Annotated in this window: 25 protein-coding genes; 12 read left to right on the top strand and 13 right to left on the bottom strand. The window is 73.3% G+C overall.

All coding sequences use genetic code 11. From position 1 onward, the window contains the following. Positions 1–69: 69 nt before the first annotated feature. The 4 genes from AB0J12_RS21800 (at position 70) to AB0J12_RS21785 (ending at position 4,800) form a co-directional block, all read left to right on the top strand. Positions 70–504, top strand: a complete 435-nt coding sequence (locus AB0J12_RS21800; protein ID WP_363265986.1) for a DUF6643 family protein — start codon at positions 70–72, stop codon at positions 502–504. Positions 505–545: 41 nt separating this feature from the next. Continuing rightward, positions 546–1,382 (top strand): MOSC N-terminal beta barrel domain-containing protein, encoded by an 837-nt coding sequence (locus tag AB0J12_RS21795; protein WP_363265985.1) that lies wholly within the window; start codon positions 546–548, stop codon positions 1,380–1,382. Between the two features lie 222 nt (positions 1,383–1,604). Then, complete coding sequence (locus AB0J12_RS21790) at positions 1,605–2,210, top strand: hypothetical protein (protein WP_363266144.1); 606 nt, start codon at positions 1,605–1,607, stop codon at positions 2,208–2,210. A gap of 154 nt (positions 2,211–2,364) precedes the next feature. Then, positions 2,365–4,800, top strand: coding sequence for a right-handed parallel beta-helix repeat-containing protein (locus tag AB0J12_RS21785; protein WP_363265984.1), 2,436 nt, complete (start codon positions 2,365–2,367; stop codon positions 4,798–4,800). Between the two features lie 12 nt (positions 4,801–4,812). Here the strand turns inward: AB0J12_RS21785 and AB0J12_RS21780 are convergent, their stop codons facing one another. Next, complete coding sequence (locus AB0J12_RS21780) at positions 4,813–7,095, bottom strand: hypothetical protein (RefSeq protein ID WP_363266143.1); 2,283 nt, start codon at positions 7,093–7,095, stop codon at positions 4,813–4,815. A 367-nt stretch (positions 7,096–7,462) separates the two neighbouring features. Here AB0J12_RS21780 and AB0J12_RS21775 point away from each other — a divergent pair, with 367 nt between their 5' ends. Together AB0J12_RS21775 and AB0J12_RS21770 are read left to right on the top strand one after the other, a co-directional pair. After that, on the top strand, positions 7,463–8,326 hold the full coding sequence (locus tag AB0J12_RS21775; protein WP_363265983.1) for a DeoR/GlpR family DNA-binding transcription regulator: 864 nt from the start codon (positions 7,463–7,465) through the stop codon (positions 8,324–8,326). Positions 8,327–8,685: 359 nt separating this feature from the next. Further along, positions 8,686–9,066 carry a hypothetical protein gene (locus AB0J12_RS21770; protein WP_363265982.1) on the top strand — a complete coding sequence of 127 codons (381 nt, stop codon included), beginning with the start codon at positions 8,686–8,688 and terminating at the stop codon, positions 9,064–9,066. A gap of 19 nt (positions 9,067–9,085) precedes the next feature. Here AB0J12_RS21770 and AB0J12_RS21765 read toward each other — a convergent pair whose 3' ends face one another. Then, entirely contained in the window at positions 9,086–10,210 is a 1,125-nt protein-coding gene (locus tag AB0J12_RS21765; protein ID WP_363265981.1) for a PLP-dependent cysteine synthase family protein, read from the bottom strand. Positions 10,211–10,979: 769 nt separating this feature from the next. Between AB0J12_RS21765 and AB0J12_RS21760 the strand changes: the two genes are divergently transcribed. Further along, positions 10,980–11,573 carry an ATP-binding protein gene (locus tag AB0J12_RS21760; protein ID WP_363265980.1) on the top strand — a complete coding sequence of 198 codons (594 nt, stop codon included), beginning with the start codon at positions 10,980–10,982 and terminating at the stop codon, positions 11,571–11,573. Positions 11,574–11,735: 162 nt separating this feature from the next. Here the strand turns inward: AB0J12_RS21760 and AB0J12_RS21755 are convergent, their stop codons facing one another. From AB0J12_RS21755 to AB0J12_RS21740, 4 genes are all read right to left on the bottom strand, one after another. Then, a complete protein-coding gene (locus tag AB0J12_RS21755) occupies positions 11,736–14,297 on the bottom strand; it encodes an FtsX-like permease family protein (protein WP_363265979.1) in 2,562 nt (853 codons plus the stop codon). After that, positions 14,294–15,043: an ABC transporter ATP-binding protein gene (locus tag AB0J12_RS21750; protein ID WP_363265978.1), complete on the bottom strand. Its 750-nt coding sequence runs from the start codon at positions 15,041–15,043 to the stop codon at positions 14,294–14,296. Before AB0J12_RS21750 ends, AB0J12_RS21755 begins: the two co-directional genes overlap by 4 nt. After that, on the bottom strand, positions 15,040–15,321 hold the full coding sequence (locus tag AB0J12_RS21745) for an SHOCT domain-containing protein (protein ID WP_363265977.1): 282 nt from the start codon (positions 15,319–15,321) through the stop codon (positions 15,040–15,042). The genes AB0J12_RS21750 and AB0J12_RS21745 overlap by 4 nt, the downstream gene beginning before the upstream one ends. Before the next feature lie 127 nt (positions 15,322–15,448). Next, positions 15,449–15,916, bottom strand: coding sequence for a hypothetical protein (locus tag AB0J12_RS21740; protein ID WP_363265976.1), 468 nt, complete (start codon positions 15,914–15,916; stop codon positions 15,449–15,451). 135 nt (positions 15,917–16,051) lie between these two features. Between AB0J12_RS21740 and AB0J12_RS21735 the strand changes: the two genes are divergently transcribed. Genes AB0J12_RS21735 through AB0J12_RS21725 form a run of 3 tightly spaced genes read left to right on the top strand, consistent with a single transcriptional unit; the run spans position 16,052 to position 18,125 of the window. Beyond that, positions 16,052–16,606 (top strand): TetR/AcrR family transcriptional regulator, encoded by a 555-nt coding sequence (locus AB0J12_RS21735; RefSeq protein WP_363265975.1) that lies wholly within the window; start codon positions 16,052–16,054, stop codon positions 16,604–16,606. Between the two features lie 29 nt (positions 16,607–16,635). After that, positions 16,636–17,220: a DUF4865 family protein gene (locus AB0J12_RS21730; RefSeq protein ID WP_363265974.1), complete on the top strand. Its 585-nt coding sequence runs from the start codon at positions 16,636–16,638 to the stop codon at positions 17,218–17,220. After that, positions 17,217–18,125, top strand: a complete 909-nt coding sequence (locus tag AB0J12_RS21725; protein ID WP_363265973.1) for a phosphotriesterase — start codon at positions 17,217–17,219, stop codon at positions 18,123–18,125. Before AB0J12_RS21730 ends, AB0J12_RS21725 begins: the two co-directional genes overlap by 4 nt. 86 nt (positions 18,126–18,211) lie before the next feature. On the opposite strand, the gene AB0J12_RS21720 is transcribed toward AB0J12_RS21725, so the two are convergent. From AB0J12_RS21720 to AB0J12_RS21690, 7 genes are all read right to left on the bottom strand, one after another. Further along, positions 18,212–18,631, bottom strand: a complete 420-nt coding sequence (locus tag AB0J12_RS21720; RefSeq protein ID WP_363265972.1) for a PPOX class F420-dependent oxidoreductase — start codon at positions 18,629–18,631, stop codon at positions 18,212–18,214. A gap of 36 nt (positions 18,632–18,667) precedes the next feature. Then, on the bottom strand, positions 18,668–19,558 hold the full coding sequence (locus AB0J12_RS21715) for an NAD(P)-dependent oxidoreductase (protein ID WP_363265971.1): 891 nt from the start codon (positions 19,556–19,558) through the stop codon (positions 18,668–18,670). A 141-nt stretch (positions 19,559–19,699) separates the two neighbouring features. Beyond that, positions 19,700–20,590, bottom strand: coding sequence for a carbohydrate ABC transporter permease (locus AB0J12_RS21710; protein ID WP_363265970.1), 891 nt, complete (start codon positions 20,588–20,590; stop codon positions 19,700–19,702). Then, positions 20,587–21,495 carry a sugar ABC transporter permease gene (locus AB0J12_RS21705; protein WP_363265969.1) on the bottom strand — a complete coding sequence of 303 codons (909 nt, stop codon included), beginning with the start codon at positions 21,493–21,495 and terminating at the stop codon, positions 20,587–20,589. The genes AB0J12_RS21710 and AB0J12_RS21705 overlap by 4 nt, the downstream gene beginning before the upstream one ends. Before the next feature lie 43 nt (positions 21,496–21,538). Then, the gene (locus AB0J12_RS21700) at positions 21,539–22,870 is read right to left on the bottom strand and encodes an ABC transporter substrate-binding protein (RefSeq protein ID WP_363265967.1); all 1,332 of its coding nucleotides are present in this window, start codon (positions 22,868–22,870) and stop codon (positions 21,539–21,541) included. 41 nt (positions 22,871–22,911) lie between these two features. Further along, positions 22,912–23,730 carry a PfkB family carbohydrate kinase gene (locus tag AB0J12_RS21695; protein WP_363265966.1) on the bottom strand — a complete coding sequence of 273 codons (819 nt, stop codon included), beginning with the start codon at positions 23,728–23,730 and terminating at the stop codon, positions 22,912–22,914. A 130-nt stretch (positions 23,731–23,860) separates the two neighbouring features. Then, a complete protein-coding gene (locus tag AB0J12_RS21690; protein ID WP_363265965.1) occupies positions 23,861–24,889 on the bottom strand; it encodes an SIS domain-containing protein in 1,029 nt (342 codons plus the stop codon). 160 nt (positions 24,890–25,049) lie between these two features. On the opposite strand from AB0J12_RS21690, the gene AB0J12_RS21685 reads away from it, so the two are divergent. Together AB0J12_RS21685 and AB0J12_RS21680 are read left to right on the top strand one after the other, a co-directional pair. Then, on the top strand, positions 25,050–26,123 hold the full coding sequence (locus AB0J12_RS21685) for a LacI family DNA-binding transcriptional regulator (RefSeq protein ID WP_363265964.1): 1,074 nt from the start codon (positions 25,050–25,052) through the stop codon (positions 26,121–26,123). Between the two features lie 32 nt (positions 26,124–26,155). Continuing rightward, entirely contained in the window at positions 26,156–26,740 is a 585-nt protein-coding gene (locus AB0J12_RS21680) for a TetR/AcrR family transcriptional regulator (RefSeq protein ID WP_363265963.1), read from the top strand. Positions 26,741–26,778: the final 38 nt, after the last annotated feature.

Here is a 26,778-nt window from a genome sequence, read left to right as displayed (position 1 = left end):
TCAGGGCACGCAAAACAACCCTCTTATCGGTCTCCCCAACCAGCACATCGTGGGCTTAACTTATGTGCCATGACCTCCCCCCGCTCCACTTATGGTGGCGGCTACTACTCCGCCTCTTTCCCGGACACCCCGATCTACGACTCGCTCGTGGCCGAGCGGGGCACTCCGCAGATCGCTCCGATCCGGGTCCCCGCCGCGTACGACATGCCCGGCAGCCAGCTGCCCGCGCTGCCGTCCGCCCTGCCCGCCCTCCCGGCGGCGCCGTCCCAGCCCTCCTACGGCTACCCGCACATGCAGCAGCCCGTCCCGATGCAGCAGGCGCCCACGGCCTACATCCCGCAGCAGGCCACCGCGCCGCGCGGCTATCCCGGTCCGCAGCCGCAGCAGCCGCGCCCGGCGGTGCCGCAGAACATGGGCTACGAGGCGATGCGCCCCGCGGCTCCCCGGCCCGCCCCGGCGCCCTACCAGGATCCGTACAACAACCAGCAGTACCGCGGTTACTGATCCCGCCGGGGGATGTTGGCGCCTGCTGGCAGGATGTCCCCATGGGGAACGCGGAACTGCAGTCGATACACGTCCATCCGGTCAAGGCGTTCCGTGGCCTGGCGCTGCGGGAAGCCGTCGTGGAGCCCTGGGGGCTGGCCGGAGACCGGCGCTGGGTGCTGATCGACGACGGGGGAAAGGTCGTCACCCAGCGCGAGCACCCGCGCCTCGCCCTGGCCGCCGCCGAGCCCGTGCCGGGCGGCGGCCTTCGGCTGTCCGCGCCCGGTCTCGACCCGCTGACGGTCGCCGTCCCGGCCGCCGTCGACACGGTGACCGTGGACATCTTCGGCACCGAGGTGGAGGCCGTGCCCGCCGGCGCCGCCGCCCACACCTGGTGCACTTCCTACGTCGGCGCCGACGTGCGGCTGATGTACATGGACGACCCGGCCGTGCGCCGCCCGGTCGACCCCGAGTACGCGGTGCCCGGTGAGACCGTCTCGTTCGCCGACGGCTTCCCGCTGCTGCTCACCACCACCGCCTCGCTGGACGCCCTCAACTCCCTGCTGGCGCAGGGCGCGCACGCCCACGAGGGCCCGCTGCCCATGAACCGCTTCCGGCCCAACGTGGTCGTGGCGGGCACCGAGCCATGGGCCGAGGACGGCTGGTCCCGCATCGCGATCGGCGAGGTCGTCCTGCGGGTGGCCAAGCCGAGCGGACGGTGCGTCGTCACCACCACCGACCAGGACACCGCCGTACGCGGCAAGGAGCCCCTGCGCACCCTCGGCCGGCACCGCCGCTTCGGCAAGCAGCTGGTCTTTGGCCAGAACCTGGTGCCCCTCTCCCCCGGCACGATCCGTGTGGGCGACCCGGTCCGTGTGCTCGACGACTCGCCCTCCTGACCCGGATCTTCCCGCCTCTCCTTCCCGCCCCCTGTCCCCCGTGCGCGTCGCCTGGATCCGGCGCGCCGCGGGGAACCCTTCGCCGGGGACCGCTCGTTGGGAGGCTGAGAGGTTCCTGAGAACCGCCGGTGGGAGGTGATTTCCCTCTCTCTTCCACCGGGTTCTCCGGTGAACGGCTCCGGACGGAGTTGTCACGGAGCGGGAAGGGGGTGCGGGACGATGGTGCGAGCGATCCGCGGGCTGTGGCGCTGGCGGCGCAATCCGTTGCGCCGCGGGACGGATCTGGCGGAGAGCTGGGTGGCCCTGACGGCCCTGCTGCTGATCCTTGTCGCCGCGCCGGTGGCCGGCACCCTCGCCGGCAGGGCCGCCGACGGCGCCCTGCAGCAGTCGGTCCGCGACCAGCGGCACACGCGCTACGAGGTGGCGGCCACCGTGGACCACGAGGTGGAGCGCTCCCCGCTGGAGGCGAACCCGGACCTGGCCGCCGGGCGCGACACCCGCAGCCGGGTCCTCGCCGAGTGGCGGGGCCCGGACGGCAGCGACCACCACGGCCCGATCATGACGACGCTGAAGTCCCCGGAACACGGCGATCATTTCACGATATGGACGGACCGGCACGGCGACCTCGCGGCCCGTCCCCTCGACTCCGCCACCGCGACCACGCACGCCGTGCTCGCCGGCATCGGCACGGCCCTGGCGGTGGGCTGCCTCATCGAGGCGGTCAGACGGCTGATCGTCTGGCGCATGGTCCGACGCCGCTACGCCCACTGGGACCGGGCCTGGCTGCGGGCCGGCCCGGACTGGGGCCGGACGGGCGCCGGCAGCTGACCGCGTTCCGCCTGCGGTCAACTCACCGGCCCCGCGCACGCTACGGTGGACCGGCCGAGCTCTTCGGCAACATCCCGCGTGTGAGGGAGCCGCAGGGGCGCGCCCCGACGGCGAACGAGCCACAGGTACGACGAGGTGGGGGCACAGCAACGCCATGGCACAGGGCACGGTCCAGGTGACGCACACCGGCACATCGCGGTGGCGGCGCCGCACGGGTGAGTACGCGTCGCTCGCCGCCGCCCTGGAGGCCGCGACCGACGGGGACGTCCTCACCGTCGCCCCCGGCACCTACCGGGAGAACCTCGTCGTACAGCGGGCGGTGACGTTGCGCGGTCCGGAGGGCTCCCCGGGCAGTGTGCGCATCGCGCCCGTGGACGGAGTGCCGTTGACGGTGCGGGCCTCGGCCGTGGTGCAGGACCTGCACGTGGAGGGCCAGGACGCGGCGGCGCCCGCCCTGCTGGTGGAGGAGGGCACGCCGGAGCTCAAGGACATCCGGATCGTGACGCGTTCGGCGGCCGGACTGGAGGTCCGCAGCGGCGCGCGGCCCACGGTGCGGCGGCTGACCGTGGACAACCCGGCCGGTGTCGGAATCGCCGTCGTCGACGGTGGCGGCGGGGTGTTCGAGGACTGCGAGGTGGTCGCCGCCGGGCAGGCGGGCGTCGCGGTGCGCGGTGGCGCCCATCCGCGTCTGGAACGCTGCCGTGTGCACCACGCCTCCGGCGCCGGGCTGTCCGCCACCGGCGACGGCTCCGCCCTGGAGGCCGTGGGGTGCGAGGTGTACGAGGTGCGCGGCACCGGGGTGCAGATCACCGGCCGGGCCACCGCCCATCTCACCGACTGCGACGTGCACCGCACCACCGCCGACGGGGTCACGCTGGACACCGACGCGGTGGTCACCCTGGCCGACTGCCGGCTGCACGACATCCCGGAGAACGCGGTCGATCTGCGCTCGCGTTCGGTGCTCACGCTCACCCGCACATCGGTGCGGCAGTTCGGCCGCAACGGCCTGTCGGTGTGGGACCCGGGCACCCGAGTGGACGCCAACCAGTGCGAGATCTTCGACAGCACCGGCGACTACCCGGCCGTGTGGGTCAGCGACGGCGCGACCGCCGTGCTGGACTCCTGCCGGGTGCACGACGTCCCCGACGCGCTGTTCGTCCTCGACCGGGGTTCGCGCGTCGACGTCGTCGACAGCGACCTGTTCCAAGTGCGCAACACCGCCGTGTCGGTCAGCGACGGCGCCACCGCGCAGCTCGACGACTGCCGGATCCGGGACGCGGCGACCGGGGCATGGTTCCGCGACCACGGCAGCGGTGGCACGCTCAACTCCTGCACGGTGGCGGGCACCCAGACCGGTGTGATCGTCACCAAGGGCGCGGACCCGACCATCGAGCGGTGCACGGTCGACTCCCCCGCCGAGGCCGGTTTCTACGTTTCGGCGGGCGGCCGCGGCAGCTTCCTCGGCTGCCGTGTGTCGGGCAGCGACGGCTACGGCTTCCATGTGATCGACGGCTGCCGTACGACGCTGAAGAAGTGCCGGACGGAGCGCTGCGCGCGCGGGGGCTACGAGTTCGCCGACGGCGGCCCGGACGCCGCTTCGGGGACGGGGCCGCTGGTCGAGGACTGCACCAGCGACGAGAGCGCGAGCCTGCGGCCGCCGGTGGTGCGGGAGGCGGCCGTGCAGTCGGTGAGCGGCTCGACCGGGCTGCTCGGCGCGGTCCCGGACCAGCGCGCCGCCGCCCCCGAGACGCCCGCCGCCGAGCACCCCGCGCAGCCGGTGCGCACCAGCAAGGACGTGCTCGGTGAACTCGACGCGCTGGTGGGCCTGGAGAGCGTCAAGCGGGAGGTCCGTGCGCTCACCGACATGATCGAGGTGGGCCGGCGCCGCCGGGAGGCCGGGCTGAAGGCGGCCTCCGTCAAACGGCATCTGGTCTTCACCGGCTCCCCCGGCACGGGCAAGACGACGGTCGCCCGCCTGTACGGCGAGATCCTCGCCTCCCTCGGCGTGCTGGACAAGGGCCATCTGGTCGAGGTGTCCCGCGTCGACCTGGTGGGTGAGCACATCGGCTCCACCGCGATCCGTACCCAGGAGGCGTTCGAACGGGCGCGCGGCGGGGTGCTGTTCATCGACGAGGCGTACGCGCTCTCCCCCGAGGACGGTGGGCGGGACTTCGGCAAGGAGGCCATCGACACGCTGGTGAAGCTGATGGAGGACCACCGTGACGCGGTGGTCGTGATCGTCGCCGGCTACACCGCGGAGATGGAGCGCTTCCTGTCGGTCAACCCCGGGGTCGCCTCCCGTTTCTCACGGACGATCACCTTCAGCGACTACGGCTCCGACGAGTTGCTGCGGATCGTGGAGCAGCAGGCGGAGGAGCACGAGTACCGACTGGCGCCGGGCACGGCCGAGGCGCTGCTGAAGTACTTCACGGCCATCCCCAAGGGCGCGGCGTTCGGCAACGGGCGCACGGCGCGGCAGACGTTCGAGGCGATGGTGGAGCGGCACGCCGGCCGGGTGGCGCACCTGGCCGAGCCCGACACCGACGACCTGACGCTGTTGTTCCCGGAGGACCTGCCGGATCTGCCCTGACTCCGCCGCCGCTCAGGTGCTCTCCGCGGTCCGTTCGCCGTCCTGCGGACGCTGGGAGGGCACCCCGGGCGCGCCGGACGTCCCGGGGCCCCCCGCGCTGTCCGCCGCGGTGGGCTCCGACGGCCGCAACCGGGCCAGCAGCCGCCGCCGTTCCTCGGCGAAGGCCGGGTCGGCCTGGTAGTCGGAGTGGCCGAGGATCGGTGCGGGCAGCGGATGCAGGGCGGTCCGGCCGTAGGACAGGGGGTCCTTCAGGGGCGCCCGGTCGACCTCGGGCCCGCAGTCGTCGGTGAGCCGCACCGGGCCGCCGATGGGGTCGGTGAGCCGGTACAGGTTGCGCCAGCGGTCGACGTCCTGGTGCAGCGAGCTGAGCGCGGCCGGCCCGAAGTGGGCCGGGAACCAGCGGCCGTAGAGGCGCTCGATCGGGGAGCCGTAGGTCAGCAGCGCCACGCGGCGGCGGGCGGACGGCGGCAGCTGCCAGGCCGCGGCCGCGGCGAGCACGCTGCCCTGGGAGTGCCCGGAGATCACCAGCCGGCCGCCGGTGGCACGGGTCCAGGTGGCCATCCGCCAGGTGAGGTCGGGCACCGCGCGCTCGGCGTAGCAGGGCGGCGCGAAGGGGTGCGCTGCGCGCGGCCAGAAGGTGCCGACGTCCCACAGGATGCCGATGGTGCGTCGGGCGGAGGGGTCCTTGTAGGCGCGCCGGCCCCAGGTGACGAACAGCAGGAAGCCGAGCCCTATCAGCCAGGAGCCGAGCGCCTGCACGGTCTCTGCGGCGCCCTGCACGAACGGGTGCGCGTCCCGCGCGGCACCCACCGGGGTCCTCCCGCTGCCCAGCGCGCCCACGAGGGCCGCGGCGCCGAGCAGCAGCGTGGTGACGGAGGTGGTCGCGACGATCCGCGGCCCGCGGTCGGTGAGCGAGGCCAGCGCGCGGACGGTGGCGATACGGCGGGTGAGGGCCGTGTCGTCGGCCGCGCCGGGGTAGTCGCGCTGGAGGGCGGGCATCTCCGCGCGGCGCAGCTGCCAGGCGCGGTGGGCGAGCCAGCCGCACAGCGCGAGCACCACCAGGACCATGGGCGGGATGACGGAGGCCTGCCAGGTGAGCAGCACGGGCGGGCCGGGGATCGAGGCGCCGGTGCCGTCCAGCCAGTCGGCGACCCGCTGGGAGACGCCGCCGGACATCACGCCGCCCAGGGCGCAGGCGAGCATCGCCACGGCGGGTCCGCCGAGGCCGCGCATCGCGGCGCGCCGGTCGGGCCGGGTGCGGTGCAGCAGATGGGCGACCACGCCGAGGACGACGACGAGCAGACTCTGGACGAGGGTGATGCCGCCGAACGTGGCGTTGCCCGGCAGCCGCCCGGCGGACTCCCAGCCCGGCCGTTCCCAGCCGGCGTACACCGCGGCGGCGAGCAGGAGCAGCAGTGCGGCCAGTGGCAGCCACCGTACGAGGTGGGCGTCGAGGGCGCGGTCCGGGCGGCGTTCACTGCGGCCGCGGCGGCACACCACCCATACGACGGTGACCGCTCCGGCCACGACAGCGCCCTCCAGCAGCCGTCCGAGCAGGTCCAGTACGGCGGGTCCGCCCGGCCGCCGGTCGAAGCGTGCCGCCGCCGCGGTCAGGGCGGCGGCGACGGTGAGCAGTCCGGCGGCGGTGTGCGCGGCGCGCAGCCGGGCGACGAGGCGGCGGCCGTACCAGAAGCCGGGCCGGCTCAGGGCGGTGCGGCCGACCGCCTCGTCGGGCTCGACGGGGCGGTCCATCGGTTCGGTGGACTCGTAGGCGTTCCAGGTGCGCAGGGAGAGGTACCACAGCAGTCCGGTCAGCGCGGCGGGGACGAGCGCGGCGAGCGCGAGCCGTCGTCCCGGGCGGCTCCACCAGCCGCCGGCGGACTCGGTGGGCGACAGGAAGCCGAGCCACGAGTGCCGTCGTGCGCACGCGTGCGTGCCCGCGCACTGCCAGGCGGCGAGGTCCAGGGCCACCTCGCAGGCGGCCGCCACCAGCAGGACGGTCAGGGTCAGTCCGGCGAGTCGCACGAGCAGGCCGTACAGGCGCACGGTGCGGCGGCGGTCGTGGGCGGTGGGGCGCATCCAGTGGGCGAGGTTGACCACCATGAACGGCAGGAGCAGCAGCCACAGGGCGCGGGTGCCGTTGCCGGAGGTGAGGTTGCACCACACGTACGCCTCGGGCACCGGTTTGCCGCGCTGGTCGGCCGGGCGTTGCTCGGCGTCCACGTCGTCGGCGCGCCGGAAGACGGCGGCCGTGTCGTCGCCGGTGATCCGTACCGTGCGCGGATCGCCCAGCATCTTCTCGGGTGTGGCGCCCCCGACTCCGTGAACGAGGAGTTCCAGGGCTGTCGTCTGCGCGCGTTCCACTGTCCGCACTTCCCCCGCTGTGCCGTCGTCGGCTGTGTCGTGCCGGCACCAGGATCTCCGTTCGCGGCGGACCGTACACCCTCCGTCACGGAATCTCCCCGATCCGTGTTGTGGCGGACCGGGCCGTGGCCCCAGGTCGCGCGTGCGCGACGGGCCGGGTGGGGTGGCGCGCCGTACAGGGCGACGTGCGAGGATGGGACGTCCGCACACCCGGGCGGGGGCCGGTTCCTCGCCGCGGCGGGTGCGCCGGGCGGGTCGGAGCAGACGGCGGTGTGAGGCGAAAGGACCGGAGCGTCACGTGAGTGAGAATCAGAACCTCCTCGCGGAGCAGCGGCGCGCCCTGATCGTGGACGAGGTCCGCCGCCGGGGCGGGGTCCGGGTCAACGAGCTGACCCGCAAGCTCGGCGTGTCGGACATGACGGTCCGCCGCGACCTGGACGCGCTGGCCCGGCAGGGTGTGCTGGAGAAGGTGCACGGCGGCGCGGTGCCGGTGGTCGAGGCGAGCACGCACGAGCCGGGGTTCGAGGCCAAGTCGGGTCTGGAGCTGACGGCGAAGGAGGACATCGCGCGGGCGGCGGCCGAACTGGTCGCGCCGGGCAGCGCGATCGCCCTGTCGGGCGGTACGACGACGTATGCGCTGGCGCACCGGCTGCTGGACGTGCCGGATCTGACCGTGGTGACCAACTCGGTGCGGGTGGCGGACGTCTTCCACGCGGCGCAGCGCACCTCCGGCCCGCGCCAGGGGGCGGCCACGGTGGTGCTCACCGGTGGCGTGCGCACCCCGTCCGACTCGCTCGTGGGGCCGGTCGCCGACCAGGCGATCGCCGCGCTCCATTTCGACGTGCTGTTCCTCGGGGTGCACGGGATATCGGTGGAGGCCGGGCTGTCGACGCCGAACCTCGCGGAGGCGGAGACCAATCGGCGCCTGGTGCAGTCGGCGCGGCGGGTCGTCGTGGTCGCCGACCACACCAAGTGGGGCACGGTGGGCCTGAGTTCGTTCGCGAAGCTGGAGCAGGTCGACACCTGGGTGACCGACGCCGGGCTGCCGCGCGAGGCGCGCGCGGAGATCGCGGAGCATGTGGGGCTGGTCGTCGCGGGCGAGCCCGACCGCGATCGGGCCCCGGACCAGGACGGCGAGCCCGAGCAGGCCGCTGACAACTGACGGTCCGCCGGCTGTCGTTGGCCGAACGCGGGCCGCTGCGAAGGGACACGCACGCCCCCATGCGGCTCACCCGCTGCACCCGGTGGGCTCCGGCTTCCCAGACACCGCCGCGGCACGGCGTGTCTTCGCGCGGGAGGTCACGGCCGCACGGCCTACCGGGCGCCGGCCCAGCCCTTCGACGACGGCGGGCGACGAAGGTGCGGCTGCGTGGGTCCGCTCCCGCCCCCAGCGGCCCGCCCTGGTCTGGCACGGGAGTTCCGGGACGCGGTCGAGGCGCTGGACCGCCGGGCTGATGGGCTGACGGGCTCACGTCGCCGGAAGCGCAGAGCCATGTCATACCCACCCTCTAGGCTCGCCGCATGAGCGTGTCCCTTTACTATCGCGCCTGCCGTGAGGTGTCTTTGACCGAGGCCGAGAGAGCCGGGATCGAGCGCACGGTGCAGGCCCACCTGGCGTCGTTCCCGTATGACGACGAGGAGAGTTTGTATCTGTACGCCGACGGGGGCAGCGAGCCCGACGAGATACTCGCCGGGTCGACCAAGATGCCGAGCGATCCCGGTCGGCTGCTACCGGTGATCGACCATGTGCTGGGCTCGCTGACCGAGCTGCGTCGGGCGGTGCCGGACGCCGCCTGGGGCGTGCACCTCGACGACGTCGACGTGCCGTGGGACGAGGAGGAGGGCTATGCCCTGCCGGGCATGCGGGACGAGGGCCTGATCGCGGAACTCGGCGATCTTTGACCCCGTCGGGAACAGCCGCTCAGTCCGGCCACACGCCCGTCGCCAGCAGGGAGTCGATCGCGGTGGTGTACGGGACGATGTCCAGGCCCTGTTCCGCGAGCCAGGTGTCGGAGTAGTACTTGTCGAGGTAGCGGTCGCCGGGGTCGCACAGCAGGGTGACGACGCTGCCGTGGCGGCCCTGGGCGACCATCTCGGCGACGATCTTCAGGGCGCTCCACAGGCCGGTGCCCGTCGAGCCGCCCGCCTTGCGGCCGATGGCCCGCTCCAGGGCGCGTACGGCGGCGACGGAGGCCGCGTCGGGGACCTTCATCATGCGGTCGACCGCGCCCGGCACGAAGCTCGGCTCCATGCGCGGCCGGCCGATGCCCTCGATCCGTGACCCGCAGTCGCAGGTGACGTCCGGATCGCCGGTGGTCCAGCCCTCGAAGAAGCAGGAGTTCTCCGGGTCGGCGACGCAGATCCGGGTGTCGAACTGCATGTAGTGGACGTAACGCGCGATGGTCGCGGACGTGCCGCCCGTGCCGGCGGTGGCGACGATCCACGCCGGCTCCGGGAACCGCTCCAACTCCAGCTGGCGGAAGATGGACTCGGCGATGTTGTTGTTGCCGCGCCAGTCCGTGGCCCGTTCGGCGTAGGTGAACTGGTCCATGTAGTGGCCGCCGGTCTCCGCCGCGAGACGGGCGGACTCCTCGTACATGGTGCGCGGGTCGTCCACGAAGTGGCACCGGCCGCCGTGGAATTCGATCAGGCGGATCTTCTCGGCGCTCGTCGTACGCGGCATCACCGCGACGAACGGCACGCCGATCAGCTTGGCGAAATACGCCTCGGACACGGCGGTGGACCCGCTGGACGCCTCGATCACCGGGCGGTCCGGGCGGATCCAGCCGTTGCACAGGCCGTAGAGGAAGAGCGAGCGGGCGAGGCGGTGCTTGAGGCTGCCGGTGGGGTGAGTCGACTCGTCCTTGAGGTAGAGGTCGATGCCCCAGTGCTCGGGCAGCGGGAAGCGCAGCAGGTGGGTGTCGGCCGAGCGGTTGTGGTCGGCCTGGACCTTGCGGACGGCTTCTTTCAGCCAGTCGCGGTAGGCGGTGTCGCTGCGGTCGACGTCCAGGGTCGCGCCGGCCGGGGTGTGCTCGATGGTGCTCACGACGGTGCTCCTCACACTTCGCGCCGACGGCGCGTCGCGCGGCCGACACCCCGATGATAGGCACCCCGCGCACCACTTCTCACCTGCATAAACACCTCTTTGGGCGGCTCAAAGCAGCGCTGGGGCACGCGTGTGCGAGGCCCACGGGGCACAGGCCGGGCGAGCGCGCTGTGACGTGGGGGGCGCATTCGGTCAGTGCGCCGGGACGCGCTGTCGCACCCTGGTGCTCGGCGCGGCGCGCGGGCAGACTGCCGGACGTGACGAGGCCCACAGTCCCGGGTCGTACGGGACGGGGGCCACGTGTGCCCGGCGGGGCGCGCCCGGATCACCACACGCGCGAGGGGGGCAGGTCGGCATGGCGGAGCCGGAGTTCACGGCCACGGACGTGCGGATCGGCAGGAGACCGCGGTCGCTCACCCGGGCCGCGCGGGTGCGGATCAGCGGCGCCCGGCCGGAGTTGCTCATCCGTCGGAGCAGCCGGCTCGCCGGCCCCCCGGTGCGCCCGGTCACCTGTGGCACGACGCATGTACACACGTCGACCGAAGCCGCCGGGCACGGTGGGCGAGCACGTGGCGCAGTCGACCGGTCGCCGTGAGTTGCGGGACCACACCCCTTGCGTCACGCTGTTCACACGTCACTTAGGGTTTACCGGCGATAACGCTGCGAACCAGCCCGCCGGCCACGACAGCAGGCGACAGTGTCACGCAGGCGTCCTGCTGAAGATCCGTACTCCGTGTTCTTCCGGACCTCACGTCGGGGAGTCGCAGCCGTGATCAGTTACCCGAGCAGGCACTGCACGGTGGAGCTCCAAGCCCTGCCGTCGCGGATCGGCCAAGTCCGCAGAATCGTATCTGCGCAGTTGCGTTACTGGCATCTGGATCCCCTCATCGACCGGGCGACGCTCGGTGTGACGGAGTTGCTCACCAACGTCCACCAGCACGCCGAGCCCGACAAGACATGCACCGTGGAGATGGAGCTGATGCTGGACCGGCTCGTCGTCTCCGTCCGCGACCGCGACCCGCGCCTCCCGGTCGTGGACGCCACCCATTCGGCGGACACGGACGCCACTTGCGGGCGGGGCCTCTCCATGGTCGCCGCCGTCAGCGAGAGCTGGGGGGCGCGCCCCGAGGGCGAGGACGGCAAGGTCGTCTGGTTCACGCTGCCCGCGCCCGCCTCGGCCCGCAGCCGACCGGAGCGCACCCCGCAGCCGACGGCCGCGACTGCGACCCGGTTCGTCGAGGTCGCCGTCGAATCCGTGGGGCCGGTGGCGCCTGTTGCGCCCGTGGCATCCGTGGCGCCGGTGGTCGACGAGCCCGCGCCGGCGCACGCGCACGCTCCCGCCCGGTCGGCCGTTGTCGGCTGACCGGGCGGTGAGGGACGCGGCGCCGCGCGGACCCGTGTTCCGCGTGGCGCCGCCGTATCGCTCGACAGCGCCGCCGCGTCACCCGACGACGCCATCACCTCCCCCGAGGGCGCTCCCCTGTCACCCGGCGACGGCGCCGCCCCGATCGCTCGCGTCCCCGCCTCACTCGGTGGCGATCGCCCGCAGGACGTCCAGCCGGGCGGCTCGGCGGGCCGGCCTGAGTCCCGCCAGGGCTCCGGCCGCGAGGCCGACCAGCGCGACCACGGCGAGCTGGGCGGGCGGCAGGGCGAAGGCGAACGCGCTGTCCGACGCGCCGTCGGAGGCCTGGACCAGCACCCAGCCGAGGAAGGCGCCGAGGCCGAGCCCGCCGACCGTGCCGAAGGCGGCGACCAGCACCGACTCCCAGCGCACCATGGCCCGCAGCTGGCCGCGGGTCTGACCGACGGCCCGCAGCAGCCCCAGTTCGCGGGTGCGCTCGTGGATCGCCAGCGTCAGCGTGTTGGCGATGCCCAGCAGGGCGATCAGCACCGCGAGCGCGAGCAGCGCGTAGACCAGGGTGAGCATCATGTCGATCCCGCCCGCCGAGGACTGGGCGTACTCGTCGCGGGTCTGCACCTCGGGGTCGCCGTACTGTGCGGCGACCTTCTGCACCGCGGCCTTGCCCGCGCCCGCGCTCACGCCGTCCCTGAAGGAGACGGCGACCAGGGTGTCCGAGTCCTGGGTGCGATGCGGGGCCCAGGCGGCGCGGGTGATGACGTAGTCGCCGGCGAGTTCGGACTGCCCGTAGACCGCGCGGACGGTGAAGGGCTGTTTCCGGCCGTCGGTGAAGGTGAGTTCGGCGGTGTCACCGGGCTTCAGCCCCTGCCGGTCGGCCTCCGCGCGGGTGACGGCGATGCCGTCGCCGCCCAGGTCGCGCAGGTCGCCGCGCACGGTGCCGAGGTCGAAGGTGCGGGCGAGGGCGGCCGGATCGGTCACGGTCAGCGCCCGTCCCTCGCCGTCGACCTGGGCAACTCCCCTGCCGAGCCCGACGGCCGTGTCCACCTCGGGCAGCCGGGCGATCGCGGGCGCCAGCTTCGGGCTGAGCCCGCTGCCGCCCGCCCCGAAGGACGGGGTGCTGACGGCGACGTCACCGGCGAAGGAGCGGGAGACCGTCTGGTCCATGGTGGCTTTCAGCGAGGCGCCGAAGACGGTGAACAGGGACACCACCGCCACGCCGATCATCATCGCCCCCGCGGTGGCCGCGGTCCGCTTCGGGCTGCGCAGCGCATTGCGCCGGGCCAGGGCGCCGGTCACCCCGCGCAGCCGGTCGAGCGGGCTGCCGAGGAGGCGTACGGCGATGCCGGCGGCGACCGGTCCGAGGACGACGAACGCGGCCAGGGCCAGGACGGCGCCCGCGCCCGCGAGCCACACCGACGGCGCGAGCAGCACTCCGGTGAGCGTCGCGGCGGCAGCCAGGACGATCAGTCCGGCGCCGGCGAGGGCACGCGGCCGGGAGGCGCCGGAGGTGTCGACGGCCGTCTCCCGCAGGGCGGCCAGCGGCGCGGTGCGCCCGGCGCGCACGGCGGGCAGCAGCGCGGAGCCGAGGCACACCAGGACACCGACCACCAGCGGCAGCGCCATCGACAGCGTACGGATCACCAGGCCGCCGTCCGGGAAGGGGAACCCGATGGCCGGGAACAGCGCCTGCAGCCCGGCGGCGATGCCGACGCCGCCCGCGAGTCCGGCGAGCGAGGCGGTCGCGGCGACGGCGCTCGCCTCGGCGAGGGTGGTGGCGGTGACCTGACGGCGTGAGGCGCCGAGCGCGCGCAGCAGGGCGTTCTCGCGGGTGCGCTGAGCGACGACGATCGCGAAGGTGTTGTGGATGGAGAAGGTCGCGACCAGCAGGGCGACACCGGAGAAGACCAGGAGGAAGGTGGTGAAGACGGTCAGGAACTGACTGGAGATCATGTCCGTGTTCTCCTGGGCCGACTCCTGCCCGGTGATGGCTTCGACGCCACGCGGCAGCACGGGCGTCAGCCGCTCGACGAGCTGACGCTCGCTCAGCCCCGGCTCGGCGCGCACCTGGATGCTCGCGGCCCGGCCGGGTCGTGCGGTGAGGTACTTCTCCGCATCGGACTGCGTCATCCCGGTGAACGTCACCTGCGCCATGCCGTCCGCGCCGCCGAACGTCGCGAGGCCCACGATCCGCACCCGCACAGGGTCGGGGGTGCGCAGCACGGTGGTGTCGCCGAGGTGCAGGCCACCCTTCTCGGCGGCGCCCCGGTTGACGACGACCTCGCCGGAGTGGTGCGGGACACGGCCCTCGGCGAGCCGGTAGGGGTTGAGCTGCGGGTCGCTGATCCAGTTGCCCGCCAGGGTGGGCGGGCCCTGGCCGCCGACGGGCTTGCCGTCGCTGCCGACGAGCTGGCCGGCGCCCTGGATGTTCGGCGCGGCCGCGGCGACCCCGGGCACGCCCTCGATCCGCTTCACCAGGTCGGTGCGGACGGGTTGCCGTACGCCCTGGCTCTCGCCGGGCGTGGTGATGGCGTCGGCGCTGCGGACCACGGCGTCGGTGCCGGCGGTGGCGCTGCCGAACATGGAGTCGAAGCTGGCGCGCAGTGTGTCGCCCATGACCAGGGTCCCGGCGAGGAACGCCACGCCGAGGAAGACGGCGAGGAAGGTACCGGCGAAGCGGCGCTTGTGGGCGCGCAGGGAGGACACGCTCAGGCGTGCGGCGGCGTTCATGAGGGGACCTCGAAGGCTTTCATGCGGTCCAGCACACGGTCGGCGGTCGGGTCCTGCATCCGGTCGACCAGACGGCCGTCGGCGAGGAAGACCACCTCGTCGGCGTGGGCGGCGGCCACCGGGTCGTGGGTGACCATCACGACGGTGCGGTCCATGGTGCGCACGGCCCGGCCGAGCAGGCCGAGCACCTCGCCGCCGGAGCGGGAGTCGAGGTTGCCGGTCGGCTCGTCGGCGAAGACGACCTCGGGCCGGCCCGCGAACGCCCGTGCCACGGCGACGCGTTGCTGCTGGCCGCCGGACAGCTCGGCCGGGCGGTGGTGGAGCCGGTCGCGCAGCCCGACGACGTCGATGAGCGCGTCGATCCACTCCGTCTCGCCGCGGGTGCCTGCGAGGTCCAGCGGCAGGGTGATGTTCTCGGCGACGGTCAGGGTCGGCACCAGGTTGAACGCCTGGAAGACGAAACCGACCCGGTCGCGGCGCAGCCGGGTCAGCCGGCGGTCGTCGAGGCCCGCGAGGTCGGTGTCGCCGATGTGGGCGGAGCCGGAGGTGAGGGTGTCGAGCCCGGCCGCGCAGTGCATCAGGGTGGACTTGCCGGAGCCGGAGGGCCCCATGATCGCGGTGAAGCGTCCGGCCGGGAAGGCCACGCTCACCCCGTCCAGGGCCCTGACGGCGGTGTCGCCGCTGCCGTACACCTTGACGGCGTCGACGACCCGGGCGGCCGTCCGCACGGCGGTGGTGGTCGTCATGCCGCACCGCCCTTGCGGCCGAACTGCTCGTCCAGGACGGACAGCCGGCGCCAGTACTCGTCCTCGTCGATCTCGCCGGCGGCGAAGCGGCGGCCGAGCAGGGTCAGGGGCGAGTGGTCGTCGGCGGCGGGCGGCCGCCAGGGGCCGCGCCGGCCGCCGCGCCAGGCGGTGCGGCGCAGCAGCGCGATGCCGCCGCCGATGACCAGCGCCCAGATCACCGGGAAGAGCAGGATCCACGGGCCGGGCCCGCCGTCGCCGAAGTGCGCCAGGGTCTGCATGGTCGGTCATCTCCTCGGAAGTACGTGTCCTTGCGGTGTGCTTCCGAGCGTGGCCCCGGCACCCCTCCCCGGTCGTCGTACGGCCGGCGGCAGTTGCGCGTACCTCTCCGGGAGTACGCGGGGGTGGTCAGCGGGCGGTGACGTCCCCGTGGCGGATGACGTAGGAGTACGTCCCGGAGTAGCCGATGGACGGGGTGATCAGCAGGCGGACCTGGACCGGGGCCGGTTCGGTGCTCGCGGTGGAGAAGGTTCCCACGGCGTGGCTGCCGGTCAGCGGGTACCAGAACCAGCCGTTCGCCCTGCCCACCTGGACGCGGTCGGACTCCTTCCAGGCACCGCCCTTGTGGACGAAGACCTGCAGACGCACCGACGCGGCGTACGGGTCGGTGTCCGAGCGCAGGGCGGTGAGCGTGACCTTGTAGTCCGAGCCGAGTACGGAGGACGCGATCTCCTTGGTGCGGGTGGCATGTGCGGCGTGCTCGGCGGGCGAGGCGGTGGCGGCCGTGGCGGTGGCCAGGACACCGAGGGTGAGTGCGGCGGCGGACAGGGCGACGGTCCGGCGGCGCGGCGGGAGGGACGCGGTGAGTGCGGTCATGGCGGGCTCCCTTGCCGAGGGAGACAGCGGCCTCCCTTTGCCGAAGGAGACATATCGGAAGCCGTGTTGGTTGCACCGGATACTCCGTCCGATACTCGCCTGGATTCTGTACCTACTGGTATGTACAGTGAGCGCATGAGCACGTCGGAGCGACTGATCGAGTCCACCCGCGAGCTGCTGTGGGAGCGCGGCTACGTGGGCACCAGCCCGAAGGCGATCCTGGAGCGCGCGGGCGCCGGCCAGGGCAGCATGTACCACCACTTCAAGGGCAAGCCCGATCTCGCGCTGGCCGCCATCCGGCGCACGGCAGCGGAGATGCGGGCCGCCGCCGGGCGGGTGCTGGACGGCCCGGGCACCCCGTACGAGCGCATCGCCGCGTATCTGACACGGGAGCGCGATGTGCTGCGCGGCTGCCCGGTGGGCCGGCTGACCATGGACCCGGACGTCGTCGCCAGCCCGGAGCTGCGCGCCCCCGTCGACGAGACGATCGCGTGGCTGCGGACCCGGCTCGCCGGGCTCGTCGAGGAGGGCAAGGAGCAGGGACAGTTTGCGTCCGGCCTCGACAGCGAGGAGATCGCCTCCGCGATCGTGGCGACCGTTCAGGGCGGTTACGTCCTGGCCCGCGCCTCCGGCTCCCCCGCCGCGTTCGACGCCGCTGTGCGCGGGCTGCTCGCCCTGCTCGCGCCCTGACCCCCGCCCGCCCGAGGAAGGACCGCCCCGTGCACGCCATGCAGTACGCGATGACGCTCCCCGCCGACTACGACATGGGCATCGTCCGCGCGCGCGTGTCCCGCCTCGGACACGCACTGGACGACTGGGAGGGGCTCGGGCTCAAGGCCTACCTGATCCGCGAGCGCGGCGTGGACGGCTCGCCGGTGAACCAGTACGCGCCGTTCTACCTGTGGCGCACCGTGGAGGGGATGAACCGCTTCCTGTGGGGCGGCCCGTTCCAGGGGCCCGTCGACGACTTCGGCCGGCCGGTCGTGCGGCAGTGGACGGGACTGGCCTGCGAGGAGGGTGTGGCCGCCGGCTTCCCGGCCGTCGTCGCCGTGTTGCGCACGCAGCCCGTGCCGGACGGCGGGGCGCTGTCGGAGGCGATGGCGGACGCGGCCGACGCGGCGGCGCGGACGGCCGCCGAGGACGGGGCCGTGCTCGCCGCGGCGGTGGTCGACTCCCGCAGCTGGGAGATCGTCCACTTCTCACTGTGGTCGCATCCGGAACCCAAGGCCGAGGGCGAGGTGTTCCAGGTGCTGCACCTGTCCGCGCCGGAGCTCGGTCGGCTGCCGCGGGGCCGGCAGTGGTGAGCCGTATCCGTACGGTGCTCGGGGACGTCGAACCGGAGCGGCTGGGTGCGTGCGACGCGCACGACCACCTGTTCTTCGCCAGCCCCCGCCTGCCGGGCCAGGAGCTGAACAGTGTGTCCGCCGCGCGGGCGGAGCTGACCGCGTTCCGGGAGCAGGGCGGCGGCAGTGTGGTGCAGTGGACGCCGTACGGGCTTGGGCGGCGGGCCGCCGACCTGCCGGCGCTGTCCCGGGACACCGGGGTGCACGTGGTCGCCGCCACGGGACTGCACCAGGACGTCCACTACGCCGAGAACGTGCTCGAGGAGCTGCGCGGGCGGCTCGCCGAGGTGTTCGTCGCCGAGCTCACCGACGGCATCGGCACCTCGGGGGTGCGGGCCGGACTGATCAAGGTGGCCGGCGGCTTCCACGCCCTGGACCAGCACGTGCGCCGGACGATGACCGCGGCCGCCGAGGCGCACCACGCGACGGGTGCGCCGATCGCCGTCCACCTGGAGCTGGGCACGGGTGCGGCGGACGTGCTCGGCCTGTTGTGCGGGGAGCTGGGCGTGCCGCCGCACCGGGTGATCCTCGGTCATCTCAACCGCTTCCCGGACCCGGTGGCGCACCTCCAGGCGGCGCGGTCCGGCTGCTGGCTCGCCTTCGACGGGCCGTCCCGCGCCCACCACGCGACCGACTGGCGCATGCCGGACGCCGTGACGGCCCTCGCCCAGGCCGGCTTCGGCGACCGGCTGCTGCTCGGCGGCGACACCACGACCGCCGCCGCCCGCTCCGTCGACGGCGGCCCGGGGATGCCGTACCTCCTGCGACGGGTGCGGCCGCGGCTCGCGGCGGTGCTGGGCGAGGAAGTGGTGACACGCGTTCTCACCGACAACCCGGCGCACGCCTTCGCGGTCGACTGGCGGTGAGCCCGCGATGACCCGATCGCGTCGGGTTCCGCCCGCCCCCGCGGTGAGATGGCCGGTCCGGCCAATGCGGCGCGGCTGAGGGTGGCTCAGCCCGGCTGGTCGCTGTCCTTCATCTCGCCCCAGCCGTGCCAGCGTTCGACGTCGATCCAGGCACTGACCCGGGCACGTTCCCGGCGCGGATACGGCCCGCCCATGTAGTGCGCGGCGAGCCGATCGATGTCGGTCAGGCCCTCGTCGTCGTACATCTCGGCGACGCGGCCGATGAGCGTGACGTGGGTGTACCAGTCGTCCGAGGAGAGCACGGTCAAGGTCACCCGCGGATCGTGGCGCAGGTGCTTCAGGCGGACGCGGCCCTCGTCGAGGTTGACCAGGACGCGGCCGTCGTCCCACAGGTACCAGGTGGGGGTGGACACGGGCGCGCCGTCGGAGCGCACGGTGGCCATGACGCACGGGTTGGGGCGGCGCAGCAGCTCCACGGCCTGCGGCGGCAGCGGCGGCTTGGACATGGGGGTTCCTCCGTCGTGTCGGTGTCGATGGACGGCTCAGGACGCCGGCTCGTCGGGGAAGCTGGCGAAGTAGGCGGCGACCATGTCCTCGTCGGCGTGGCCCTGCGCGGCGGCCCGGGCCAGGCGCTCGGCGCTCGCGGCGGCCACATCGAGGCGCACGCCGTGCCGCTCGCCGGCCGCCACGATCAGGCGGGCGTCCTTCTCCGCGGTCCCCACCGCGAACTGGGGCGGCGTCAGCTTGTCGTCGAGGACGAGGGCCGCCTTGGCGTGCAGGTACCCCATGTCGAGGGGTCCGCCGGCGATGAGGTCGAAGAAGCCGCCCGGGGCGACGCCGAGCGCCTTGGCGAGGGCCAGCGTCTCCCCCGCCGCCGCGGTGGCCGCGATCACCCAGCTGTTGGCGACCAGCTTCAGCCGGGTGGCACTGGCCGCGGAGCCGTCCTCGCCGGTCCACACCGTGCGGGCGCCGACGGCGTCGAAGACGGGCGTCACCGTGTCGCGGCCCTCGGTGGGCCCGGCCGCCAGGACGGTGAGCTGCCCGGCCTCGGCGGGCTGCCGGGTGCCGAGCACGGGCGCGTCGTAGAAGATCAGGCCGTGCTCGTGGGCGAAGGCCGCCAGTTCGGGTACGGCGTCCAGGCCGGCGGTGGTGGACTGGACCCAGGCGGCTCCCCGGCGCAGGGCGGGGGCGGCCTCGCGCATGACGTCCCGGGCGGCGGCGCCGTCGTACAGCATGGTCAGGACCACGTCGGCGTCCCGCACCGCCCCGGCCGGGTCGTCGGCGACGCGCACGCCGTCGGCGGTGAGCGGTTCGGCCTTGGCGCGGGTGCGGTTCCAGGCGTGGACGGTGTGGCCGGCGCGGGCGAGGTTGCGGGCCATCGCGGCGCCCATGATGCCGGTGCCGAGGACGCTGACGGTGAGCTTGTCGGTCATGACGCGGGAGTTCCTACTCGTGGTGGGCGGTGCGGACCTCAGGCTCCAGCCTTCCCGGAGACGGCCCCGGCAAGCACGCCGTGAGCGGGCCCGCTGCCCCGCGTTCGGGTGAGCGCCGCTCGGGCCGGCGGCCCGCGGAACTCACTTGCCGATGCCCGCCGACAGGCCGCGCACGAAGTGCCGCTGGCCGATCAGGAAGACCACGATCATCGGCAGGGCGGCGATGGCCAGGCCGGCGAAGAGCACCGGCCAGTCGGAGTTGAGCCGCCCGGCCATGTCGGCGAGACCGACCGGGAGCGTCTTGAGCCGGTCGTCGGTGATGAAGACCAGCGCGAAGGCGTACTCGTTCCATGCGAACAGGGACTGCAGGACCGCCGCCGAGACCAGGATCGGCCGGGCCATCGGTACGACCACCCGCCAGAACGTCTGCCAACGCCCTGCGCCGTCGATGAACGCGGCCTCCTCCACCTCCACCGGCTGGCCGAGCAGGTAGGCGCGGATGAGGAAGGTGGTGAAGGGCACCTTGAACGCCGTGTACAGGACGATCAGCGCCCAGTAGGTGTCGTAGATGTGCAGGGCCTGGAGCAGCTGGGACAGCGGCACGATCGCGACGGTCGGCGAGAGCATCATCGCGCCGAGGACCAGCAGCAGCGCGGGCTGTGAGCAGGGGATGTCCAGGCGGGTCAGGCCGTACGCCGCCCACGCGCTGACCAGGACGACGGCGAGAACGCTCGCGGAGGTGACGAGCAGGGAGTTCAGGAGGTAGCCGAGCACGCCCTGGTGCCAGGCGTCGGCGTAGGTGCCCCAGTGGGGATGGGCGGGCAGGCCCCAGGGGTCGGAGAAGATCTCCCCGTTGGACTTCAGGCCGGAGACGGCCATCCACAGCAGCGGGTAGAGCACGGCGATCGCGAGGCCCGCGAGCGTGGCGTGGGCGAGGACGCGCAGCGCCGCCGTGCCGGCCGTGCGGGCGCGCCGGGCGGGCGGCGCGGCGGCGGTGGCCGGGGTTCGGGACCGGTCGAGGGTGAGGGTCATGCCGTGGCCGCCTTCCTGCGGGAGTGCAGGAGCTGGACGGCTCCTGCGGCGAAGGTGATCAGGAACATCACGGTGCCGATGGCGGCGGCGTAGCCCATGTCGTCGCCGGTGAAGGCGGAGGCGTACAGCCAGGTGCCGAGGACCTGGCTGGAGTTGGACGGGCCGCCGCCGGTCATCACCATCACCTCGTTGAAGACCAGGAACGCGCCGGAGACCGTGAGGATGACGAGCAGGGTGGTCATCTCGCGGACCATGGGCACGGTGACGGTGAAGAAGGTGCGGACGCGTCCGGCGCCGTCGACGGTGGCGGCCTCGTACAGCTCGCGCGGGATGCGCTGCATGGCGACGGTGAGCAGCATCGTGGTGTAGCCGAAGGACTGCCACTGGCTCATGTTGATCACGCCCCAGATGGAGGTGGCGGCGTCGCCGAGCCAGTCGTGCTGGAGGGAGCCGAGGCCGACGGCCTTCAGGGCGCTGTTCACCAGGCCCGCGTCCGGCTGGTAGAGGAACTGGAAGAGCAGGCCCGCCACCGTCATCGACACCGCCGCCGGGACGAAGTACACGGTGCGCAGCAGCCCGCGCAGCCGGCGCCCGACGGCCTCCTCCAGCACGGCGGCCAGCACCAGGGCGGCGCCGACCTGGAAGACCACCGACGTCACCGCGTAGAAGACGTTGTTGAGCAGTGCCTGCCAGAACACCGGATCCGCGACCGCCTGCCGGTAGTTGTCCAGCCCGACGTAGCGCATGCCGGGCTTGAAGACGCTGAACTTGAACAGGCTGAGCCGGACGTTCTCGACGATCGGGTAGTAGACGAACAGCGCGATCAGGGCGAGGGCGGGCGCGACGTACAGGGAGTGGCGCAGCCGGTGCCGCATGCTGCCGTGGGGTGTGCCGGCGTGTCCCATGGGGGCACCTCCTTCGGGGCGGGTTCGGGGATGTGCGGGCCGGTCACGGGGTGACCCCGTAGCGCCGGGCCTGCTCGGCGCCGCGCCGCACCTCGCGCAGGGCCGTCTGCGGGGAGGCGCGCCCGGCGAGGACGGCCTCGGCCGCGGAGAGATAGGGGTTGACGATCTTCTCCCCGGCCCGGGTGTCCAGCCATACGGCCATGTCGTGCCCGGCGATGGTGCGCTGCGCCTTGCCCAGGCCGGGCAGTTCGGCCGCGTCGGCGGTGCCCTTGACGGCGCTGAGCCAGCCCAGGTCGCGGACCAGGGTGCGGGCCTGGGAGCGGCTGGTGAGGAACTTCAGGAAGTCGAGCGCGAGGGCCTTGTGGGGCGAGGCGTTGGAGACGAGCAGCCCGTCAGCGCCGCCCGCGATGGCCCTGGGGTCGCCCTGCGCGCCGGGGATGCCCGGCATGGGGAAGAAGTCCCAGTGGTCCGCGAACTCCTTGGGTGCGCCGCCCTGTTCGGTGAGGTAGGAGAACTCCAGCGTCTCGAGGTACTGCATCGCGGCCTTGCCGTACAGCATCCGGGCCTGCGCGGACTCGTGGCTCATGCTGGTGCCGCCGGGGGCCATGCAGCGCTGCTTCAGCTGGGCGAGGTCGTTCAGGGCGCGGGCGTATCCGGGGTGGGTGAAGTCGCCCCGGCCGTCGTAGTCGCGGGCGAGCACGGCGGCCGGGACCTCGGACGCGTTGAACTGGGTGAGGAGGTGGCCGGCGGGCCAGCCGTACTGGTTGCCGAAGGCGAGCGGGGTGTAACCGGCCTTCCGGATGCGGTCGCAGGCGGTGAGCAGTTCCGGGAAGGTGCGCGGCGGCGCGGTGACGCCGGCCTTGGCGAACAGGGTGGTGTTGTACGCGAACACCTTGGCGTCGACGTCGAGGGGGACGCCGTAGACGTGGCCGTCGAAGGTGAAGGCGTCGAGGGCGTTGCGTTCGAAGCCGTCACCCCAGGCCGTGTCCTTGAGCGCGCCGCTGAGGTCGGCGGCGAGCCGGCCGTCGGCGAACTTGCGGGCGTACTGGCCCGGCCAGGCGAAGAAGACGTCCGGCAGCTCGCGGGAGGCGGCGAGGACGGCGATGCGGTCCTTGTAGGGCTGGTCGCCGACCGCCTGGAGCTCGATGGTGACGCCCGGGTTCTGCTGCTCGTAGGCGCGTACGGCCTGCTGGAAGTAGGGCGCGTACTCGGGGTCGGCCCACTTCTCCAGGACGGTGAGGTGGCCCTGGGGCCGGCCGCGGAGGGTGAAGTCGTTCGGGGTGACGGTGACCGGCCGTTGCCCGCAGCCGCTGACCAGCAGCATCAGCAGGGTGGTGAGCAGGCAGCCGACCACGGGGGCGGGAGTTGGGCGCATCGGTGGCTCCTGGCGGTCGGGGTCGAAGGGGTCGGCGGGGGTCAGGGCGTGCCGGCGGCCTCGAAGGCGAGCGGGTGGCCGAACGCGCCGGGCTGGGTGCAGACCTCGGCGGCGTAGGCGGCGGCGCGGGCGGCGGCGTCGGCGAGGGGGCGCCCCTCGTGGTGCAGGGCGACGAGCAGGGCCGCGAGAAAGGAGTCGCCGGCCCCCAGGGTGTCGGTGGCCTCGACGGGCACGACGTCCTGGTGGTGCGCGGTGCCCTCGTAGCGGATCAGCGCCCCGCGGGCGCCCCGTGTCACCACGGCCAGGCGCACACCGGCCCTTTCGGCACGCCCCGTCAGGTCGAGGGCCTCCTTGCCGTCGGTGTCCGGGCGGGAGAAGACGGCGGTGTGTACGTACGGCAGGAGGGGCGCGGCGTACGCCCAGGGGCGGTCGGAGAAGTCGAAGCTGACCGGGCAGGCGGCGGCCAGGCGCGGCAGTTCCTCCTCCAGGTGGCTGCAGTCGCCGGTGTGCAGGAGGTCGAAGCCGCGCAGCCAGGCGAGGTCGGCGGCATCGGGGGTGAAGCGGGAGACGGTGGCGTCGCAATCGCCGAAGGTGCGGTTGCCGTCGTCCTCGACGTACACGGTGGCGTAGGCGTTGGGGCCGTCGGCGGTGCGCAGGCGGTCGAGGCACAGGCCTTCGGCGGCGAGGGCGGCGCGGATGTGGGCGCCGGCGGTGTCGTTGCCGGTGACGCCGAGATAGGCGGCCCCGGCGCCGAGCCGGGCGGCGTGCACGGCGACGTTGAGGGCGTTGCCGCCCGGGTACATCAGGCCGCGCTGGGGGTAGCGGTCGACGACGTTGTCGCCGACTCCGCAGATGCGCATGGGGGTTCCTCGGCAGGGAGTCGGTGGGGTTCGGGTACGAGTCGGTGGGGTGCGGGTGGTGTGCGGTACGGGCCGGCCCGGTGCGGCTCCGCACCGGGCCGGGGGTGGAGCAGGGATCAGGGGGCGGGACTCAGTACTCGACCTGGAACATGTAGCGCCGCTTGTCGAGGTCGTGGCCGCGCACGGACTCGTAGTGGCGGGCGAGACGGGTGCCGAAGACGTCCAGGGCGATGGGGGTGATGTCGCCGCGCAGGTGGGCGGGGACGCCCGGCAGGGAGAACATCGTCGAGTCCACGTGGTGGGCCTTCTTCGTGTACGTGTCGAGGAAGGTCCTGGCCCGCTCGGCCATGGGGCGGGTGGCGTCCTCACCGAGGAAGAGGATCACCGGCTGGTCCTCGGTGACCACCTCGAAGGCGCCGTGGAAGAACTCACCGGCGTTGTAGCTGCCGCCGTGCTTCCACTGCATCTCCATCAGGTAGCACATGGTGAAGCCGTAGCCGGCGCCGTAGTTGGGGCCGGCCGAGAGCACGTAGGTCACCGGCTCGTCGGCGAGCGCGGTCGCGATCGACGCGGCCAGCTCCTCGCCCTCTTCCTGCGCGGTGTACAGCGCGTCGGGCAGCGCCTCGTAGGCCTGCCGCAGCGCGGCGTAGTCGCCCTGGACGCCGGTCTTCTCCAGGAGCGCGTACCCGAGCTGCCCGAACAGCACGCCCTTGGGGGCGACGACGGTGTCCTCGCTGCGGTAGGTGAACGCCACGTGGGCGGCCTTGGCGAGGGGGCTGTCGGCGCTGCGGGTGAGCGCGGCGACCTTGGCGCCGGCCTCGCGGGCGTAGTGGGCGGCGGCGACGGTCTCCTTGGTGGTGCCGGTGTGCGAGGAGACGAGGACCAGGGAGCCCTCGCCGAGCAGGGCGGGCCTGCGGTGGTTGAACTCGTCGCTGTTCATGTGGAAGACGGGGAACTGCGCCCGGGTCTCCAGCAGGTACTGCACGGGGTAGGCGGCGGTGAGCGAGCCGCCGCAGCCCACCAGGAAGACGTTGCGCAGACCGGCTTCGACGATCTCGTCGACGAAGGCGCGTGCGGTGTCGTTCTGGCTGAGTGCGAAGGCCACGGCCTCCTTGAAGTCCTCGGTGATGGGCTTGAGGGGCAGGGTTGCGGTGCTCACGCGGTTCCTTCCGAGATGGGGATGGAGAACGTTCCCAATCGCATGCCACAGGGAGCGGAGAGCGGATTGGGAACGTTCTCACCAGCGGTGGTGAGAACCTTCCCACCGCCCGATCCGGAGCGTCAAGACCCCCGTCGCGCCCGATAATCTGACCCCTGCCATGACGACGAACCGACGCAGCAGCGGCCGCGCCCGCCCCGCCACCATCCCCGACGTCGCCCGCGAGGCCGGAGTCTCGCGCTCCACCGCCTCCCGCGCCCTGGCGGACTACGGGGCCGTCTCGCCGGAGGCCCGGGAGAAGGTGCGCGCGGCGGCCGAGAAGCTGGGCTACCGCCCCAACCAACTGGCCCGCTCGATGATCACAGGGCGCACGCACACGCTCGGCGTGGTCGTGGCCGACATCCAGAACCCGTTCTTCGCGGGCGTCACCCGCGGCATCACCGACGCGGCCCGCGCCGCGGGCTACCAGGTGCTGCTCGCCAACACCGACGAGGACGTCACGGCCGAGCGCGCGGCGGTGAAGACGCTGCTGGACAAGCACGTCGACGGTCTGATCGTCGCCCCCGCCTCCACGGCCGACGCCGCACACCTGAAGGCCGCGCACACCTCCGGGTGCCCCGTGGTGCTGCTGGACCGCCGCGCACCCGGCCTGCCCTGCGACTCGGTCACCGTCGACAACCGGGGCGCCGCGAAGGACGCGGTGCGCCGCCTGATCACGGCCGGCCATCGCCGGATCGGTCTGGTGAGCCTGGTCGGCACCGGGGACGAGGACCCGTCGGGCCCGATCACGACCGGCCTGGAGCGCATCGAGGGTTACCGGGCGGCGCTGTACGAGGCCGGCATCGGGGACACCGAGCGGTATCTGCGCCGCGGCACCTTCCACCGCCAGGACCCGGCGGCGCTGGCGGCCGACCTGCTGGCGCTGCCGGACCGCCCCACGGCCGTCTTCGCCACGGACAGTGTGATCGCCCTCGGAGTGCTGACGGCCGCGCGGGCCGGCGGCCTCACCGTGCCGGACGACCTGTCGGTGGTCACCTTCGACGACCCGGACTGGGCGGCCGCGGTGCGCCCGCGGATGAGCGTGGTGGCCCAGCCCGTACAGGAGCTGGGGGCGCGCGCACTGCGGGCCCTGACGGCCCGCATCGAGGGCAGCGGCGGGGAGCCGCAGCACATCACACTCGACACGACGTTCATCGCCCGGGACTCGGTGGCCGCACCCCCGGCCGTTGATTGACCGACCGTTCTGGAATGAGTTAGCGTCAGCTCATGGCCAGGACCAAGGAATTCGATCCGGACGCCGTCCTCCTGTCAGCCCTCGACCTCTTCTGGCGCAAGGGCTACGAGGCGACGTCGATGGCCGACCTGGTCGAGCACCTCGGGATCGGGCGCGCCAGCATCTACGCCACCTTCGGCAACAAGCACGACCTGTACCTGAAGGCCCTGGACCGCTACGGCGAGGCGCATGACCCACTGCTCGCGCTGGAGCTGTCCCAGCCGGGGCCGGCGCTGCCCGCCGTACGGGCGGTGGTGCGCCGCTTCGCCGCCGAGTCCGCGGACGACTCCCGCCGCGAGCGCGGCTGCTTCGTCACCAACACGGCGGCCGAACTGGCCCCGCACGACGACGCCGCCGCGCGCCGCGTGGAGCGCAGCTGGGGCCATGTAGAGACTCTGCTGCACTCGTCCCTGTTGCGCGCCCAGGCCCGGGGCGAGCTGCCCGAGGGGCGCGACCCGCGCGCGCTGGCCCGCATGCTGCTGGTCCTGATGCAGGGATTCCGGGTGGTCGGCAAGGCCTCCACGGATCCGGCCCGGGTGCTCGAAGCGGCGGAACAGGCACTGGCGCTGCTGGACTGACGTCCGCCCTGGCGCACACGCTCCGGCGGGGGACGTAT

Source organism: Streptomyces sp. NPDC049915 (assembly GCF_040656475.1).
Taxonomy (GTDB): Bacteria; Actinomycetota; Actinomycetes; order Streptomycetales; family Streptomycetaceae; genus Streptomyces.
This window is presented reverse-complemented; position numbering and strand designations above follow the sequence as displayed.